The sequence below is a fragment of the Streptomyces stoeckheimensis genome, from assembly GCF_045822005.1.
Classification (GTDB): Bacteria; Actinomycetota; Actinomycetes; order Streptomycetales; family Streptomycetaceae; genus Streptomyces; species Streptomyces stoeckheimensis.
On the sequence record NZ_CP169550.1, the window covers coordinates 8,799,721 to 8,815,797 of the forward strand.

Below are 16,077 nucleotides of genomic sequence, written 5' to 3' on the forward strand. Positions count from 1 at the left end.
GTCCGACGCGGGCCCGCGCCACTTCGGTGGTGCGGGCCCGCGTCGGACCGGATCCGGGGAGGGAGTGGCGCACGGGTGGCAGACAATGCGGGATCATTGGTCAGAATCGGACCGCGAAAGAGAAGGAGAGCAGGCGTTGAAGGCGCTGCGTGTCCTCAATAACAACGTGGTCCTCGCGCGCGACGACAAAGGCCAGGAGGTCATCCTCACCGGGCGCGGCATCGGCTTCAGCTCCCGCCAGGGAAAACCGGTCGACCCGGCACTGATCGTGCGCGTCTTCGTACCGGCCGACGGCCGCGACCCCGACCACCTGAGCGAGGTCCTCGCCCTCATCGACGAGGAGGTCCTGCGGGCCGTCGTGATCGCCCTCGACGAATCCGGGATCGAGGGACGCGAATCCACCCGGCCGACCCTGGCCATCGCCGTCGCGGACCACGTCGCCGGCGCGCTGGACCGGGCGGCGCGGGGCATCGTCATCGAGTACCCGCTGCGCGCGGAGGTCCAGGCGCTGTATGCCGCCGAGTTCGCCCAGGCGCAGCGCCTGCTGGAGGCGATCAACGAGCGCGTGGACCCGAGACTGGATCCCTCCGAGGCGATCGCGCTCGCGCTGCACCTGGTCAACGCAGGATTCGCCACGGGCGATCTGTCCTTCACGTACACGATGACCGGGGTCATCCAACAGATGCTCGCCGTCGTGCGGGAGCGGTACGGGCTGTCCGTCTCCCAGGAGTCCCTGAACGCGGCGCGTTTCATCACCCACGTGCGCTACCTCTTCGTGCGCATCCAGCAGCACCGGCAGCTGAAGGGGCACGAGTCGACGATCGGCGAGGGCATCCGGCGGCACTACCCGGAGGCGACCCACACCGCCCAGCAGCTGGCGACGATCGTCGAGCTGCGGCTGGGGGAGCACCTGAGCGAGGACGAGGTCTCCTACCTGGCACTCCACGTGGCCCGCATGACCCTGGAGTCGGACGGCGCCACCGCATAGGCCCGGGCCAGGTCCGCGTACCGGGCCGGACCTGCCCGCCCGGCGAGCGGACGCGGCGTACGGACCGGGTGGGCCCACGTACACTCGGCCCATGAGCCGCACACGACGTGTCATGGGGGAGTGCCTGCCGCAGGCCGGCCCCGACGCGCCTGCGGTCCCTGCGGGCCGGGCGGGCATCAGCCTCCGGACCGCCCCCGACGGTCAGGCCCCCACGGTCGGCCGCGGCGTCCTGCACGGCCACGGCTAGCGCTTTCCCACCGCGCCCGGGCCCCTTTCCTCCCGCCGCACCATCCTCAGTGACGGTCCCTGCCCCGGCAGCCCGCGACCGGGCCCGATCACCGTGTCCGATCACCGGGTCCGGTCCGGCCCCCGTCGTCTCGGGGGCGACGCATCGCCCTCCCGCAGTACCACCGCAGTCCCGACGCTCCGTCGGCGCTGCCACCAGGTTAGGGCCGTGCGCCGGGCCGTAGCCGCCTCCGAAGGGACCACCGTGAAGTTGAGCGGGTTGCTGACCGGCCATGAACACCACGTCATCCAGGGCGACATCGAGTCCACGGGGATCACCGCGGGAACCACCTTCGACGTCGACCGGGTCGTGCCGGGCTCGCTCTTCATCGCCGTACCCGGCCACCGCGGAGGCGGCCCCGCAGCCATCGGTGCGGCGCTCGCGCGCGGGGCGGTCGCGGTGCTCGTCGACGAGGCGGGAGCCGCCGCCGCACCCCCCGGGCAGGAGCTGCTTCCGGCGGTGTGCGTCGTACGGGTCCGCGACACCCGCAAGGCGGCGGCCGTCGTCTCCTCCCGCTACTTCGGCGAGCCGGGCCGGCACATGGACGTGGTGGCGGTCACCGGGACGAACGGGAAGACCTCCATCTCCTACATGGTCGAGTCGCTCCTCAAGATCTCCGAGGGCGCCTCGGTGGGCGTGATCGGGACGGCGGGCAGCCGGATCGGCGACGAGATGATCCCCATGCCGCCCACGGTGCTGACCACACCGGAATCACCGGACCTGCAGTACCTGCTGGGCCGCATGCGGGACCAGGGCACCGGCAGCGTGGTGCTGGAGGCCACCTCGATGGCCCTGCAGACGTACCGGGTGGACAGGACCTTCGTCGACGTCGGCGTCTTCACCAATCTGACGCAGGACCACCTGGACGACCACGGCACGATGGCCCACTACACGGACGCCAAGATGCGGCTGTTCCAGGGGCTGTGCCGGCATGCGGTCGTCAATGCGGACGACGCGGTGGGAGCCGGGATCCGGGCGATGATGCCCGGCGCCGTGACGACGTACGCCCTCGACGAGGACGCCGACTTCCGGGCCACGGACCTGATCGCGGACGCCGCAGGCACGCGGTTCACGCTGCACCACGCCGGCCTGGAGTACCCGGCGTCGATCCCGGTCCCGGGCCGGTTCTCCGTGTCCAACGCACTGGCGGCCGTTGCGGCCTGCCGGGTGCTGGGTCACGACCTGCACGGACTCGTCGCCGCACTCGCCCAGATGCCGCCCGTACCGGGCCGGTTCGAGCGCTTCGTCACCCCCGCCGGCACCTCGGTGATCGTGGACTACGCGCACTCGCCCGACTCCCTCGACAAGGTCCTGACCGCCATCCGGGGCTTCGCCCGGGGCCGCGTCATCACGGTCTTCGGCTGCGGCGGAGACCGTGACACCACCAAGCGCGCCGAGATGGGCCGCATCGCCGGCGCCCACTCCGACCTCTGTGTCCTGACCTCGGACAACCCCCGCACGGAGAACCCCGAGACGATCCTGGACCAGATCGCATCCGGCATCGAAAGCACCGGCACACCGTACGAGCGCTCCGCCGACCGGCGCCGGGCCATCGCCTTCGCGCTGTCCGCGGCGCAGCCCGAAGACGTCGTCCTGATCGCGGGCAAGGGCAGCGAACCGCACCAGATCGTGGGCGAAGACCTGCTCCCGTTCAGCGACATGGCGACCGTGCGCGACCTCGCCTCCCGTCTGCTCCCCTGAGCCCGTACGCCGGACGGCGGCGCGACGGCCTCCTAGTCGGGGATCCCGGGCATGCCCCAACGGGCGCTCCTGTCGCCGACGTCGGCTTGCGGACACGTCCTCCGCCAGGTCGTGAGCGCCGGGGGGCGGCCTGGACGGCCGAAGAAGTAGGCCACGGCTGCCAAGACCGCCCACCGGACGTCGGATTCGGCCCACATCACCAGGCCGAAGAAGCCGAGACAGCATGCCGCCACCGCCATGCGCCGTAGCCGTGGAACGGTCCGCATGCCCTTGTCCGCCGCGTCCCAGAGCGCATCCTCGCCGGCTGCCATCCCGTCATCGTGGGCCCCGGCCATGCCTCTTGAGAAGCCTCGCCCGATCCCGCTATTGGTCCAGACCTATTGACCGGCCGTGTCGTTGCTCCTACGATCCGGTCGGCACAGCCCCACCTGTCCCCACCTCACCCAGAGCCGGGCGTCACGCCCCCACGCGTCGGTCATGTCCATGACGCTCGGCCTGAATGGAGCACACCATGTTCCGTCGGAGATCACGTACTCCGCGCCCGCCGGCCGACTTCGGCCCTCGTGTGAACCGGACCGGCCGAACCAAGCACGGGGCGACCGTTCTGAACCGTTCCCTCGCCGGAGTGAGCGCCGCCGCCGTCATCGGTGCCGGCATCGCCGCGGCGGGTGCCGTCACGGCCGGCGCCGCGACGAACGAGGCCGTCGCCACCAACCCGGTGGTCAACCCCGGATTCGAGAACGGCCTCTCCGCCTGGACCTGCTCCGGAGGCTCCGGGGTGGCCGTCAGCAGTCCGGTCCGTTCGGGGGCCTCCGCACTCAAGGCCACGCCGTCCAGCCAGGACAACGCCCAGTGCGTCCAGACCGTCAGCGTGCAGCCCAACTCCCAGTACACGCTGAGTGCTCACGTCCAGGGCAGCTACGTCTACCTGGGCGCCACCGGCACCGGCCTCACCGGAACCACGTCGACCTGGACGCCGAGCAGCCCGTCCTACGGCCAGCTCAGCGTCGGCTTCAGCACGGGGCCGAGCACCACCTCGGTGACCGTCTACCTGCACGGCTGGTACGGGCAGCCCGCGTACCACGCGGACGACGTGTCGCTCGTCGGTCCGGGTGGCAGTAGCCCCACCCCGACCGTGCCGCCGACCACGACGCCTCCCACCACCGCGCCCCCGACGACCACCCCGCCGACCACGGCGCCCCCGACCACGGCGCCCCCGACCACCGCCCCGCCCGGGGAGACCTGCCCCACGAAGCCCAAGCCGGCCGGCAAGGTCCTTCAGGGCTACTGGGAGAACTGGGACGGCGCCGCGAACGGCGTCCACCCGGGCATGGGCTGGGTCCCCATCACGGACAGCCGGATAGCCGCGCACGGCTACAACGTCATCAACGCCGCGTTCCCGGTGATCCTCTCGGACGGCACCGTCCAGTGGCAAGACGGCATGGACACCGGCGTCAAGGTCGCCACCCCGGCCGAGATGTGCCAGGCCAAGGCTGCCGGAGCGACGATCCTGATGTCGATCGGCGGCGCCACCGCGGGCATCGACCTGAGTTCCAGCACCGTCGCCGACAAGTTCGTGGCGACCGTCGTGCCGATCCTCAAGAAGTACAACTTCGACGGCATCGACATCGACATCGAGACGGGCCTCTCCGGAAGCGGCAACATCAACACCCTGTCCGCGTCCCAGGCCAACCTGATCCGCATCATCGACGGCGTGCTGGCCCAGATGCCCGCGGGCTTCGGCCTGACGATGGCCCCCGAAACCGCGTACGTCACCGGCGGCAGCGTCACCTACGGGTCGATCTGGGGCTCCTACCTGCCGATCATCAAGAAGTACGCCGACAACGGCCGGCTGTGGTGGCTGAACATGCAGTACTACAACGGCAGCATGTACGGGTGCTCCGGTGACTCCTACCAGGCCGGCACCGTCCAGGGCTTCACGGCCCAGACCACCTGCCTGAACAACGGCCTGGCCATCCAGGGCACCACCATCAAGGTGCCGTACGACAAGCAGGTCCCCGGCCTGCCGGCCCAGACCGGCGCGGGCGGCGGCTACATGACGCCGAGCCTGGTCGGCCAGTCGTGGAACGCCTTCGGCGGTTCGCTGAAGGGGCTCATGACCTGGTCCATCAACTGGGACGGCTCGAAGGGCTGGACCTTCGGCGACAACGTCAAGTCCCTCCAAGGCCGTTGATCGCATCCCGCTGACTCTCAGGGGGATGCGGCAAGGAACGGGCGGGGCCCCGAGGGCGCGTAGAGCGCCCCCGGGGCCCCGCTCCGGTTCGGTTCAGGAGGCGGTGCGCAGGCGGGTGGCCGCGGATTCCGCTTCCCGGACCACGCGGTCGGTGTCGATGTCGACGAGGCGGCCGTTGAGCTTGAGGGGACGGCCGTCCACGAAGACCGCGCGGACGTTCTCCGGGCGGCCGTTGAAGACGATCTGGTTGATCCAGTCGAATCGCGGCGCGAAGTTGAGGGCGGCCGGGTCGATCACGATGACGTCGGCGCGCTTGCCGGGGCTCAGGGAGCCCACCCTGTCGGCCATGCCGATCGCCTCGGCGCCGCCGAGCGTGGCGAGGCGCAGGACGTCGTGCACCTGGGGGAACACCGAGGACTCCAGTGCGCGTGCCCGTTGGAGACCGATGGCCGCCTTCATGAGGCCGAAGAAGTCCGAGGTGTCGTTGGTCCCGCCGTCCTGGCCGAGCCCGGCCTTGACGCCGCGTCGGCCGAGGTCCGGCAGCCGCATGATCCCCGAGGCGAGGCGCATGTTGCTGAGCGGACAGTGTGCGACCCGCACGTCGTGCGCGGCGATCGCGGCGATCTCGTCGTCGGTGAGGTGGATCGCGTGGTTCATGAGGAGCTGCGGACCCAGCGCGCCGATGTCCGTGAGGGTGCCGACCGGGTCGTCGGCGCGCTGCTCGGAGCGCTCGAGGACATGGCTGTTGAGCATGACTCCGAGGTCGCGGGCGATCTCCCAATGCAGCCGGTTGAGGCCCCGGATGGCCCGTGCGGCATGGGTGGCGACCTGGGCCGAGGCGAGGGGGAGCGGGTCGAGGAGTTCCTTCTTCGTCCGGGCGATCAGTGCGGCTTCCCGCTCGGCCTGGAACATGGCGTAGGTGAAGCGCACACCCGTGTCGGCCAGGGCCCGCACGTACTGGACCGTCGTGTCGTACGGGAGGGCGTCCACCCAGTCCACGAGCGTGGTCACGCCGGACTGTACGGAGTCGAGGGCGCCGAGGCGGACGAAGCGGTACATGTCTGCGGGCGCGATCCGGGAGAACGTCGCCCGGTTGCAGTCGGCCAGCCACCCGAAGAGGTCGCGGTCCGCGCAGCCGCCCCGCATCGACGACTGCCACAGGTGGGTGTGCACGTCGACGAATCCCGGCATCACCAGGTGGCCGGTGGCATCGATCACCTGAGTGCCGGGCGGGGTGGGCAACCGTCTGCCCACGGCCGCGACGGCGCCGCCCCGCATGTGGACGTCCGCGTGCTCGACCGTCCCCAGAGGGCCGTCGCCGAGGGCGGGGTCCATGGTGAGCACGAGGGCGGCGTTCCTGAGGACGACGGCTTGCCCCGAGGGGGTTCCGCCGTGCGGCCGGCTCCTCCCGGCGCCCACCAGGAGCGGGGCGGCCGCGGCCATTCCGAGGCCGCCCAGGACGCCGCGACGGCTGGGTACCCCTGACGCGGGCGAGGGTGAGCGGAGTTCGGGTAACGAGGGCGGGACGGGTTCGGGACACTCGCTGAGCGGGTTCATGGCGTGTGGCCTCCCAACGAACGAGGGCGGGATCGCCCTTCCCCGCGCTGACGGTCGGTCACATGAAGGCGGGGGAGGGTAGGTGAATCGTCCGCCGGGCCGGGGTCTTTCCGATAGAGGTGCGTCAACATTCTGTAGAAGTTTTATCCGTGGCGCCGCCTCCACCCGGGAGAACGTGCTGCTCCTACGGCCCTTCGTCGTAGGTCCCCGCCTCGATCTCGAGGGCGAGTTCCTGGAGGACCTCGATCGCGGACACGTCCGTACGCCCGCCGTCGTGGGCGATCGCCAGGCTGGTGAACGCCAGGCTGAATCCGGAGACCATCGTGTGCAGTGCCGGGCCGAGGGCCTCGGCCACCGCCGTGGCGACCTGCTGCGGAGTGGCGTCGGCCGGCACGCTGATCGACGGCAGCATCTCGTTCAGGAGGGTCGAGGCCACTTTCGCCGTTGCCTCGACGGCGTCACCGTGACCGTCTCCGCCGTCTCCGCCGTCTCCGCCGTCTCCGCCGTCCGGGTTGGTGTCCCGTTCGGTTTCGACGGCCCGGCGGATGTCCTGGGCTTCGGTGAGGATGCCGATCACTCGCTTGAGGACCTCAGTGCGTTCCATCCTGTGGAGCGTAGCCCCGCACGCGACCATGCGCGGCTCATCACGTCTCTCGCCCCATGGAGCCGGCGCCGCGCAAGGATTCCACGGGCGGCCGCTCCCGCAGCGCCCCGTAGCCGATGAAGTAGGCCGGCACCCGGTTCAGCCATCGCGAGTCGGTGACGAGCTCCGTCAGCCGCTTCGCCACCTGCGGGTGGCCGAACGCGGTCCGCCCGGCCAGCAGGGGTTCGATGACCCGGGCGTGGGCCAGGCGTTGCAGGCCCTGGGTCGTCACCGTCGTGGGCATGCGGCGGCGTTGTACGCGGCGTACGTCGTGCAGCCCCACCGTCCCCGCGCGCAGTGGTCCCACGAGGTGGCGGGCCGCCGCCACCGCGTCCTGTACGGCGAGGTTGATGCCGATGCCGAAGACCGGCGACATCGCATGGGCGGCGTCGCCGATGCACAGCAGCCCCGGCCGGTGCCATCGGCGCAGCCGCTCCAGCCGTACGTCGAGCAGCTTGACCTCGTCCCAGGAGGTGACCGAGTGCGCCCGGTCGGCCAGCCACGGGACGGCCTGCGTGAACTGGTCCATGAACTGGTCCAGACCCTCCGCGCGGCGCTCGGCATCGGTTCCCTTGGGGATGAGCCCCGCGCACTGCCAGTAGTCACCGCGGTCGATGAGCGCGCTGAAGAACCGCTCGCCCAGGCCCCCCACGAGCCCGCTGGGATCGCTCTCGTGGCGCGGTAGCCGGAACCACCAGGCGTCCATCGGGCACGGGAAACCCTCCAGGCCGAGTTCCGGCAGCTCCCTGGCGAAGGATCCGCGGCCGTCGCAGGCCACGGTCAGCGTGGCCCTGAGCTCACCGGCGACGCCGTCCGCCGTGCGGTACCGCACGCCGGCGACCCGGCCGTGCTCCATCAGGAAGGACGTCGCCTCGGTGTCCATGCGCAGCCGGAAGGAGGGTTCCTTGCGCGCCTCGTCGGCGAGCAGGTCGAGCAGGTCCCACTGCGGCACCATCGCGATGTAGTTGTACTTGCCGGGCAGCGCCCCGATGTTCCCGACCGTGACGAGGGAGCGGTCGGGCCCGATGGGCAGCTGCACCGAGGTCACCCGCCGCTGCGGCAGCCGGGCGAACCGCTCGGCGAGGCCGATGTCGTCCAGCAGGGACAGGGTGGACGGATGGACGGTGTCGCCGCGGAAATCGCGCAGGAAGTCGCCGTGCTTCTCCAGTACGGTGACCTCCACCCCGGCCCGGGCGAGCAACAGGGCGAGCACCATCCCGGCGGGCCCGCCGCCCACCACACAGCAGGTCGTACGCTCCACGGCAACCCTTCCCTTCACCGCCATCGGCCGACCCGACGACGTATGCACCCCACCAGCTTGCTCGTCGCTGCTCCGTGCGGGGCGGCGACGCGCGGTGTCCTCAGGGCAGACCCCTTGCCCGGGCGGCCGGCCTCCCCGACGATGCTGCAAGGCCCCTTCTGCCCGCGTTCTGCCGGGCCCTTGGCGGGTCATCGAACAACAGGGGGATGAAGTGACGAACCATCACGCTCCGAAGAAGCGTTCCCGTGGGGCGATGTCCACACTGGTACCGCTCCTCGTGCTCGCCGGGCTGCTGCTGGGCCCGGCGGCGACCGCCACGGCGGCCGCGCCGGCCGCCCGGCAGGCTCCCGCGGCCGTGGCCCTCCAGCAGAGTCCCCTCTCGGCCGGCGCCGGCACGGTGACCGTGCTTCGCGCACCGACGTCGTCCCGGGTTCAGGCCACCACCGGCAACAAGAAGAAAAAGAAGAGCAAGAAGAAGGGCGGGATCTTCAAGACCCTCGTCATCGTCCTGCTCCTGGTCGTCGTGGTGCTCGCGATCTTCCTCGTCGTACGCATGCTCCTGCGCCGCAGGTCCTAGGACGGGCCGGAGAAGGTTCGGCCTTCGCCCCCGCGGGCCGAGGGGGCGGAGCGCTCCGTGACGTGCGGCGGTCGGGCCGTGGTCCACGGGAACGGGGCGCGATCGGGTTCCGTCCAGCCCGTTCTGGCTTGCCGGCCGGCCAGGGTGGCGGGGTCGTAGAAGCGGGTGAGCAGCCGCTTGTCGAGGAGTGCCGGGTGGCGGGCGGCGAACGCGTCGAAGTCGTCCTCGTCGCCCTCGGCGGCGTGGTGGCCGACGAGTTCGACCCAGGCCCGGCTGACGGTGGCGTTGTACTTCTGCGGTGCGCCCGCGTAGCGGGCGGTGCGCCGGATGCCGTCGCTGACGAGGTCGACGGCCGCGGTGGTGCCGTGGGAGCGGACGGCGAGCCAGGTCAGATGGATGTGTTCGCGGTGGCCGAAGCCGCATGCCGTGGCCATGACCTCGCGCATCACCTCGTCGAAGGCGGGGTCGTGGCCGGTGGGTGCCTGCGGGGCGTGGGTGTTCATGAGCGGACCTCCGTGAGGGCTTGCAGGCCGGCCCGCAGACCGGCGATCTCCTCGGCGCTCAGCCGGCCGAGCGCGCGGTGTTCGAGGTCGGTGACGGCCTGGACGATCGCCGCTGCGGTCGTGCGCCCGGTCTCCGTGAGCGCGATGAGAACCACCCGGCGGTCGCCCTGGCGCGTGCCGCGGGTGATGAGACCGCGCCGGACCAGGCGGTCGAGGACGCTGGTGAGCGTGGTGGGACGGGAGCCGACCGCCGCACCCAGCTCCGACACGGTCCGGGCGTGACCGTCGGCGAGGTTCGCGAGCGCGTTGATCTCGGACGGTGTCAGGTCCAGGCCCACGAGCTCTGCCACGAGGACCTGGAGCGTGGAGTGGGTGGCCCGCTGGAGCGCGAGCAGAGCGGACCATCCAGATGAAACGGAATCGGACTTCATACATCTGAACTCTACGATTTCGTTGTACCTGCCGCAAGGTTCGACCCCTCTCCCGACTCCGGGGTGCAAAGCTCTTGCTCAATGGTCAAGAGTCGTTGACCATTGAGCCATGCCTGCCGATGATGTTCCCGAGACGTTTCACGTCACCACCGACGAACAGCTGCGCGCCGTCTCCAATCTGGCGCGCCACCGGATCATGTCCGTGCTCCGCTTCGAACCGGCGACGATCACGCAGATCGCCACGCGGGTGGGCCTGGCGAAGGGGAGTTCCAGCTATCACGTGCGGCTACTGGAGCGGGCCGGCCTGGTGAAGGTGGTGCGGACGCGGAAGGTGCGGGGGGTCACCGAGCGGTACTACGCGATGGCCGCGCGGTCGATCGTGCTGCCGGACCCCGGCGAGGGAGGGCCCGACCTTCTGATGCGGCACGCGGTCGCGGACCTCGAGGCGGCGCCGCGCGAAGGTGAGCGGCACGTGGGGATGGCGCACCTGCGGCTCACCGAGGAGCAGTTCGCGGAGCTGGGGGCGCGCTTGGAGGCGCTGGCGGACGAGTACCGGAAGCTGTCCGATCCGGCGCTGCCGGACGTGTCGCTCGTCTTCGCACTGTTCCGGCCGACATCGCAGGTGCAAGCGGAAGGGGACGCCAAGTGACCTCAGACGTCAAGAAGTTGCCGACCGGGTTCGGACGGCTGTGGACCGCGCAGACCGTGTCCTCCCTCGGAGACGGGGTCACGCACGCAGCGCTGCCGCTGCTCGCGCTGACCTTGACGCGGGATCCGATGGCGCTCGCCGTCGTCACGGCCGCCGGGACGCTGCCGTGGCTGCTCTTCGGGATCCTCGGCGGTGCGCTGGTGGACCGCTGGGACCGCCGGCGCACGATGTGGGTCGCGGACGCGGCGCGTGCGGTGCTGCTCGCGATACCGGCGGCAGCGGCCGTGCTCGACGTACTGAGCATTCCGCTGCTCGCGGCCGTCGCCTTCCTGCTCGGCGTCGGCGGACTCTTCTTCGACACGGCCGCCACGGCCTATCTGCCGGACCTGCTCGGCCGCGACCCCGTACTCCTCGAGCGTGCCAACTCCCGCCTGCGCGGAGCCCAGACCGCCGCGTCCGGCTTCGCCGGGCCGCCCGCCGGCAGCGCGATGCTCGCGCTCGGGAGGGCGGTTCCGCTGCTCGCCGACGCGGTGTCGTTCGCGCTCTCCGCTCTGCTCGTACGATCACTGCCCGCCACGCCCCGGCCCGAACAGACGAAGGGCCGCGAGTCGCTGCTCCGGCAGGCGCGGGCCGGAGCCTCGTACGTCTTTCGGGACCGGTTGCTGCTCGGGCTCGCACTCCGTCCGGCGGTCGGAAACATCGCCTTCGTCGCCGTCGAAACGGTGCTCGCCCTCTTCGCGCACGACCGTCTCGGCATCGACACCTTCGGCTTCGGCCTGCTCCTCACGGCGGAGGCCACCGGCGGCCTGCTCGGCGCGGGCATCGCTTCCTTCCTCGGCCGGCGACTCGGCACCGGCACCGCACTGGCCTGCACGGCCGCGGTCGAGGGGCTGGCCGTTCTGGGGCTCGCCACGGCCCAGAATCCGTACGTGGCCGGTTTCGCGCTCGCGGTCTGCGGCGCCGGCATGGGCGCCACGATGGTGCTCGCGCCCTCCCTGCGGCAGGCGATCGTCCCGGCCCACCTGATGGGCCGGGTCGCCTCGACGTCCCGCATGCTCGCCATGTGCGCCGCCCCGTTCGGCGCGTTCTTCGGCGGCTGGCTGGCCACCGCCTACGACGTGCGCACCCCGCTCTACGCCGCCTCCGGCCTCCTCCTCGCCATGACCGCCCTCACGGCGACCATGACCAGCAACCGCCGGGTCGAGGCGGCACTGCGGGGCGCTGCCGAGACGGGCAGTCCCGGTGACCCGGAATCCGAGGACCCCGTCCGGGCGGGTGCACCCGAATCTTCGTGACGGTTTCGCGGAGTGGCGGTCGGCATGGTCGGCAGGATCTTGGGCGCCTTGCGCACGCGGCGGTTAGCCTCCCAAGGGATCGGCAGGGGCCGACCCTGGGGGAGGGGTGGATCGTGGCCGATGGGCAGGGCTGGGAGCGGCGCAACGAGCACGCGTACGGGATGGTGGCGTGGCGGCGGGCCGTGATGACCTGCGGGGCGCTGGTGGTGTGGTCGACCGGTTACGACAACCGGGCGGAGCCGGGCCCGAGGGGACCGCGTCCGGGCCGGCCGGACGCGCCGGGCGCAGCGGAGTTCAACTCCATGTGGATGCGCGTCGTCGCGCTGCTGGCGCTCGCGGCGTGCCGCGCCGCCCGCGAGGCGGACGTCCTGGTCGACGACGTCGAACTGCCCACCCTGATCGGCTGGGTCTACGGCGCCCACACAGCGTGCCTCCACCGGGGGTCGCTGGAGACCGGCGAGGCGCGGGAGCGCACGGAAACGGGCTGGCTCGAGCTCGTCGGGGACGAGAGGCGTCAGCGCCTGGCCCGCCAAGTCCTTGCCGACCACGTCGCTGCGCACACGGCCTGCGAACGGGAGCCGGGGGACACCGGCGACGGGACCGAGTCGCCCCCGCTGACGATCGGAGACCGGGCCCGCGCCGTGCGGGCCGCCGGGATCCCGGACCTCGAGCCGGATTGGGCGGGCCCCGTGTCCCACGCCCGGGCCCGGATCGAGCGGCTCGAACTGGCCCTGCACGGGGGACTGTGGACGCCCACCCGCGAACACCGCAGGTTCGCGGAGATCCTGCACCACACGTTGGTCGCCGAGCCGGACTATCCGAGCCTGCCCGAGGGACATCACGGCCCGGCCTGGGTGCAGCGGGTGCTGCGGATGCCCCACATCGGCTCCACCTACCTCGCCGTCACCGAGCTGCCCGAGTTCGTGGCGTACGGCCCGCTGGGGAACGCCGGAGACCCGCTGGGCAACGCCGTCGGCTCCGTCGCGACCGACGCCGTGCAGACGACGGCGAACATGGCGGTCGACCTCGAGAAGCTGTGGGCGGCCCGCCCCGCGGATCAGCCGGTGGCCCTGTGGGAGCGAGCACACTTGCCCGCACCGGTCCGCACGCAGGTCCTGGCCGTCGAGAAGGTGGTGCAGGAACTGTCCGTCATCCTCTTCGACGTCTGCCGCCGTCCGTGAGGTCGATGCGGCGCAGGGTGCGGATGGCCGGGATCGAGAGCAGGGCCACGCAGCCCGCCAGGCAGGTGCCCGCCGAGACCAGCAGCAGCGTTTCCGGGGAGGCCAGTCGGGTGGCCGGGCCCGCCAGGATCTGGCCGAGCGCGATGCCGGACACCGAGCCGGCCAGCTCGTACGCGGTGACCCGGTTGAGAACCTCCGGTGGCGTGTGGGTCTGGACGCTCGTCGCCCACATCACCGACCAGAACGCCCAGGCGCCGCCGCCGATGACGTGGCCGGCCAGCAGGACGGGCAGTCCGGCGCCCAAGGCCACGCAGAGCGGCAGCACGGTGAACAGGACCATGGCCACCGCGCCGGCTGCCAGTGGCCGGGCAGGGCGCAGTCGTAGCGCCAGCATGCCGCCGAGCACCGTTCCGACACCGAGGAAGGAGACGGCCAGGCCGTAGGCGTTCGGGCCGAGCCGGGCGCCGATCAGCGCCGAGTTCAGCGGCACCAGCGGGCCGAAGAGCAGGACGCCGTAGGCCACCCAGATCAGGATCACCGCCCACATCCAGGTACGCGAGCGGAACTCGTGCCAGCCCTGGCGCAGGTCGCGGCGGAGCGAACTCTTCTTGCCGACGGCGGAGTCGGCTTCGGCATGGGCATCGGCGTCGGCATCGGTATCGGTACCGGCATCGACCACGGCTCCTGTGGCCGTGTCTGCCGGAGCGAAGCGGATGAGTCCCAAGCACAGGGCGCTGAGCACGAAGGTGCCCGCGTCGATCGCGTAAACGGTCCCGGCACCGGTCAGCACGATCAGCAGCCCCGCCAGCGCCGGGCCGAGCAGTTGGGCGAGCGCGTCGGCCACCTTGAGCGTGGCGTTGGCCCGCTGCGGTTCCCGTGCGACCAGCGGGACCATGCCGTTCACGCCCGGCTGGAACATCGCGACGGCCGCTCCGGCCACCGCCGCCATGGTCACCAGCAGCCAGAACGGCGGCGTCCCGGCGAAGAAGGCGGCAGCCAGCACGCCCTGGGTGAGCACCCGGACGAGGTCCGCACCGACCATCATCCGGCGCGCGCCCACCCGGTCGGCGAAGACGCCGCCGAACAGGACCAGGAGAACGAACGTGCCGGTCCAGGTTCCGAGTACCAAGCCGACCCCGGAGATTCCGTACAGCGGGCCGACCGCGAGCGCGGCGGCCACCGGCATCATCGCGTCGCCGACCAAGGAGACCGCACGGGCGGTGAAGTAGAGCGTGAACCGTCGGTCCCACAACGGAGGTCTGACGGTGGGCGGATCGGTCCCGACAACGGGACGGCCGGCCTGGTTCTGTGTCTGCGCGGTGGTCACAGGACCGATGCTGGACTAGACCAATCGACCACTCCAGTGTCCTGAACGACACGATGGGGTACTTTCGCGCCATGACGCCTCGTACGCCGCCGAACTCCCCGGTGCTCCACCGGGTCGTGGCCGTGCTCCAGCCCCCGCAGTCGACCTTCCCGCTGGCCTGCGCGACCGAGGTGTTCGCCGACCACAGCCCGGCCATCCCCTCCCGCTACGCGTTCGAGGTCTGCACCGAGCACCCCGGCCCGGTACGAACCCAGGCCGGATACGACCTCCTGGTCACGAAGGGCCTGGACGCCCTGGAGCGCGCGGACACCGTCCTGGTCCCCGGCTGGCACCAGCCCGTCGGCACCGAGGTGTCGACGACGCTGATCGCGGCGGTCCGTCGGGCACACGCCCGCGGTGCCCGCGTCGTCGGCATCTGCTCGGGCGCCTTCGTGCTCGCTGCCGCCGGACTGCTGGACGATCGGCGGGCCGCCACCCACTGGGCCCAAGCCCGGGAACTGGCCGCCCGGTTCCCCAGGGTCCGGGTCGACCCCGCCGTCCTGTACGTGGACCACGGCGACGTCGCGACCAGCGCCGGATCGGCGGCCGGGGTGGACCTCTGCCTGCACCTGGTGCGCACCGACCAAGGTGCCGCGTACGCCATGCGCATCGCCCGCCAGATGGTGATGCCCCCGCACCGCGAGGGCTGCCAGCTGCAGTACGCCGAACTCCCCACGTCCGGACCGGTCGCCGACTCGCTGGCCCCGCTGCTGGAATGGCTGACCGGACGGCTGGACCAGCCGGTCAGCGTCGCGGAGATGGCGGTCCACGCCCAGGTGTCGGCCCGCACGCTGACCCGGCGGTTCACCGAGCAGGTGGGGATCAGCCCCGGACGCTGGCTGCTGGACCGGCGGATCGCCGCCACCCGGGCCCTGCTGGAGGAGACCGACCTGCCCGTGGAAACCATCGCGCACCGGGTCGGCCTCTCCTCGGCCGTCAACCTGCGCCGACGCTTCCACGAGGCCCTGCGCACCACACCCGCCGCCTACCGTCGAGCCTTCCGAGCGGACGGGGCCGACAGCCGCATGCCCTAGGCCGGCTGGTGTTCGGCGCAGTCCACGCGCAGGTCCGGGTCGCCGATCGGGGCTGAGCCCGTGCGCGGTGGCCTGGGTCCAGATCAGCGTGCGCAGCGCGTGGCCCGCGCGTCGCGCGCCGAGGCGAGGCGCCGGTCCAGGTCGGACGGGCCTCCCGGCCTCCCGGGCAGTTCCTGCGCCGCCAGATCGGGCGGCAGCTGCGGCGCCACCGGACCTTCGGTGTCGGCTGGGTCGGCTGCCTGTCCTTCGGGGGCGCCCTGTCCAAGGGGCTGCTGCCCGGCCCGCACCGAAGCCGATTTCCCGGCCGTCGACCTGCCGGTCACGGCCTGAGCCCATCCTCCGGACCGGACCGGGCCCAGTCGGCCCGGGCCGGTCCGCTCACGGGCCCGCCCCCGACCCCCGGCACCTCGC

16 protein-coding genes are annotated in these 16,077 nt (G+C 71.7%); 9 read left to right on the plus strand and 7 right to left on the minus strand.

Annotated elements, in window-relative coordinates; translation table 11 throughout:
* The first annotated feature begins 136 nt into the window (after positions 1 to 136).
* From ACE1OC_RS39940 to ACE1OC_RS39955, 4 genes are all read left to right on the plus strand, one after another.
* Positions 137 to 988: a PRD domain-containing protein gene (locus ACE1OC_RS39940; RefSeq protein ID WP_407841171.1), complete on the plus strand. Its 852-nt coding sequence runs from the start codon at positions 137 to 139 to the stop codon at positions 986 to 988.
* A gap of 91 nt (positions 989 to 1,079) precedes the next feature.
* Positions 1,080 to 1,235, plus strand: coding sequence for a hypothetical protein (locus tag ACE1OC_RS39945; RefSeq protein ID WP_407841172.1), 156 nt, complete (start codon positions 1,080 to 1,082; stop codon positions 1,233 to 1,235).
* Positions 1,236 to 1,478: 243 nt separating this feature from the next.
* Positions 1,479 to 2,975 carry a UDP-N-acetylmuramoyl-L-alanyl-D-glutamate--2,6-diaminopimelate ligase gene (locus tag ACE1OC_RS39950; RefSeq protein WP_407841173.1) on the plus strand — a complete coding sequence of 499 codons (1,497 nt, stop codon included), beginning with the start codon at positions 1,479 to 1,481 and terminating at the stop codon, positions 2,973 to 2,975.
* Positions 2,976 to 3,486: 511 nt separating this feature from the next.
* The gene (locus ACE1OC_RS39955; RefSeq protein ID WP_407841174.1) at positions 3,487 to 5,169 is read left to right on the plus strand and encodes a carbohydrate binding domain-containing protein; all 1,683 of its coding nucleotides are present in this window, start codon (positions 3,487 to 3,489) and stop codon (positions 5,167 to 5,169) included.
* Between the two features lie 93 nt (positions 5,170 to 5,262).
* Here ACE1OC_RS39955 and ACE1OC_RS39960 read toward each other — a convergent pair whose 3' ends face one another.
* From ACE1OC_RS39960 to ACE1OC_RS39970, 3 genes are all read right to left on the minus strand, one after another.
* A complete protein-coding gene (locus ACE1OC_RS39960) occupies positions 5,263 to 6,504 on the minus strand; it encodes an amidohydrolase family protein (RefSeq protein ID WP_407841834.1) in 1,242 nt (413 codons plus the stop codon).
* Between the two features lie 406 nt (positions 6,505 to 6,910).
* The gene (locus ACE1OC_RS39965; RefSeq protein WP_407841175.1) at positions 6,911 to 7,330 is read right to left on the minus strand and encodes a hypothetical protein; all 420 of its coding nucleotides are present in this window, start codon (positions 7,328 to 7,330) and stop codon (positions 6,911 to 6,913) included.
* A gap of 40 nt (positions 7,331 to 7,370) precedes the next feature.
* Positions 7,371 to 8,630: an FAD-dependent oxidoreductase gene (locus tag ACE1OC_RS39970; protein ID WP_407841176.1), complete on the minus strand. Its 1,260-nt coding sequence runs from the start codon at positions 8,628 to 8,630 to the stop codon at positions 7,371 to 7,373.
* Positions 8,631 to 8,883: 253 nt separating this feature from the next.
* On the opposite strand from ACE1OC_RS39970, the gene ACE1OC_RS39975 reads away from it, so the two are divergent.
* Positions 8,884 to 9,207: a hypothetical protein gene (locus tag ACE1OC_RS39975; RefSeq protein WP_407841177.1), complete on the plus strand. Its 324-nt coding sequence runs from the start codon at positions 8,884 to 8,886 to the stop codon at positions 9,205 to 9,207.
* Here ACE1OC_RS39975 and ACE1OC_RS39980 read toward each other — a convergent pair.
* Together ACE1OC_RS39980 and ACE1OC_RS39985 are read right to left on the minus strand one after the other, a co-directional pair.
* A complete protein-coding gene (locus tag ACE1OC_RS39980) occupies positions 9,204 to 9,710 on the minus strand; it encodes a hypothetical protein (RefSeq protein ID WP_407841178.1) in 507 nt (168 codons plus the stop codon). The genes ACE1OC_RS39975 and ACE1OC_RS39980 overlap by 4 nt on opposite strands.
* Positions 9,707 to 10,141, minus strand: coding sequence for a MarR family winged helix-turn-helix transcriptional regulator (locus ACE1OC_RS39985; RefSeq protein ID WP_407841179.1), 435 nt, complete (start codon positions 10,139 to 10,141; stop codon positions 9,707 to 9,709). The genes ACE1OC_RS39980 and ACE1OC_RS39985 overlap by 4 nt, the downstream gene beginning before the upstream one ends.
* Positions 10,142 to 10,250: 109 nt before the next feature.
* Here ACE1OC_RS39985 and ACE1OC_RS39990 point away from each other — a divergent pair, with 109 nt between their 5' ends.
* The 3 genes from ACE1OC_RS39990 (at position 10,251) to ACE1OC_RS40000 (ending at position 13,266) form a co-directional block, all read left to right on the plus strand.
* Complete coding sequence (locus ACE1OC_RS39990; protein ID WP_407841180.1) at positions 10,251 to 10,790, plus strand: ArsR/SmtB family transcription factor; 540 nt, start codon at positions 10,251 to 10,253, stop codon at positions 10,788 to 10,790.
* Positions 10,787 to 12,085, plus strand: a complete 1,299-nt coding sequence (locus ACE1OC_RS39995; protein ID WP_407841181.1) for an MFS transporter — start codon at positions 10,787 to 10,789, stop codon at positions 12,083 to 12,085. Before ACE1OC_RS39990 ends, ACE1OC_RS39995 begins: the two co-directional genes overlap by 4 nt.
* A 113-nt stretch (positions 12,086 to 12,198) precedes the next feature.
* Complete coding sequence (locus ACE1OC_RS40000) at positions 12,199 to 13,266, plus strand: hypothetical protein (RefSeq protein WP_407841182.1); 1,068 nt, start codon at positions 12,199 to 12,201, stop codon at positions 13,264 to 13,266.
* On the opposite strand, the gene ACE1OC_RS40005 is transcribed toward ACE1OC_RS40000, so the two are convergent.
* The gene (locus tag ACE1OC_RS40005) at positions 13,235 to 14,593 is read right to left on the minus strand and encodes an MFS transporter (protein WP_407841183.1); all 1,359 of its coding nucleotides are present in this window, start codon (positions 14,591 to 14,593) and stop codon (positions 13,235 to 13,237) included. The two genes, ACE1OC_RS40000 and ACE1OC_RS40005, sit on opposite strands and share 32 nt — an antisense overlap.
* Before the next feature lie 71 nt (positions 14,594 to 14,664).
* On the opposite strand from ACE1OC_RS40005, the gene ACE1OC_RS40010 reads away from it, so the two are divergent.
* A complete protein-coding gene (locus ACE1OC_RS40010) occupies positions 14,665 to 15,666 on the plus strand; it encodes a GlxA family transcriptional regulator (protein WP_407841184.1) in 1,002 nt (333 codons plus the stop codon).
* An 83-nt stretch (positions 15,667 to 15,749) separates the two neighbouring features.
* On the opposite strand, the gene ACE1OC_RS40015 is transcribed toward ACE1OC_RS40010, so the two are convergent.
* Positions 15,750 to 15,989, minus strand: coding sequence for a hypothetical protein (locus tag ACE1OC_RS40015; RefSeq protein WP_407841185.1), 240 nt, complete (start codon positions 15,987 to 15,989; stop codon positions 15,750 to 15,752).
* Positions 15,990 to 16,077 lie beyond the last annotated feature (88 nt).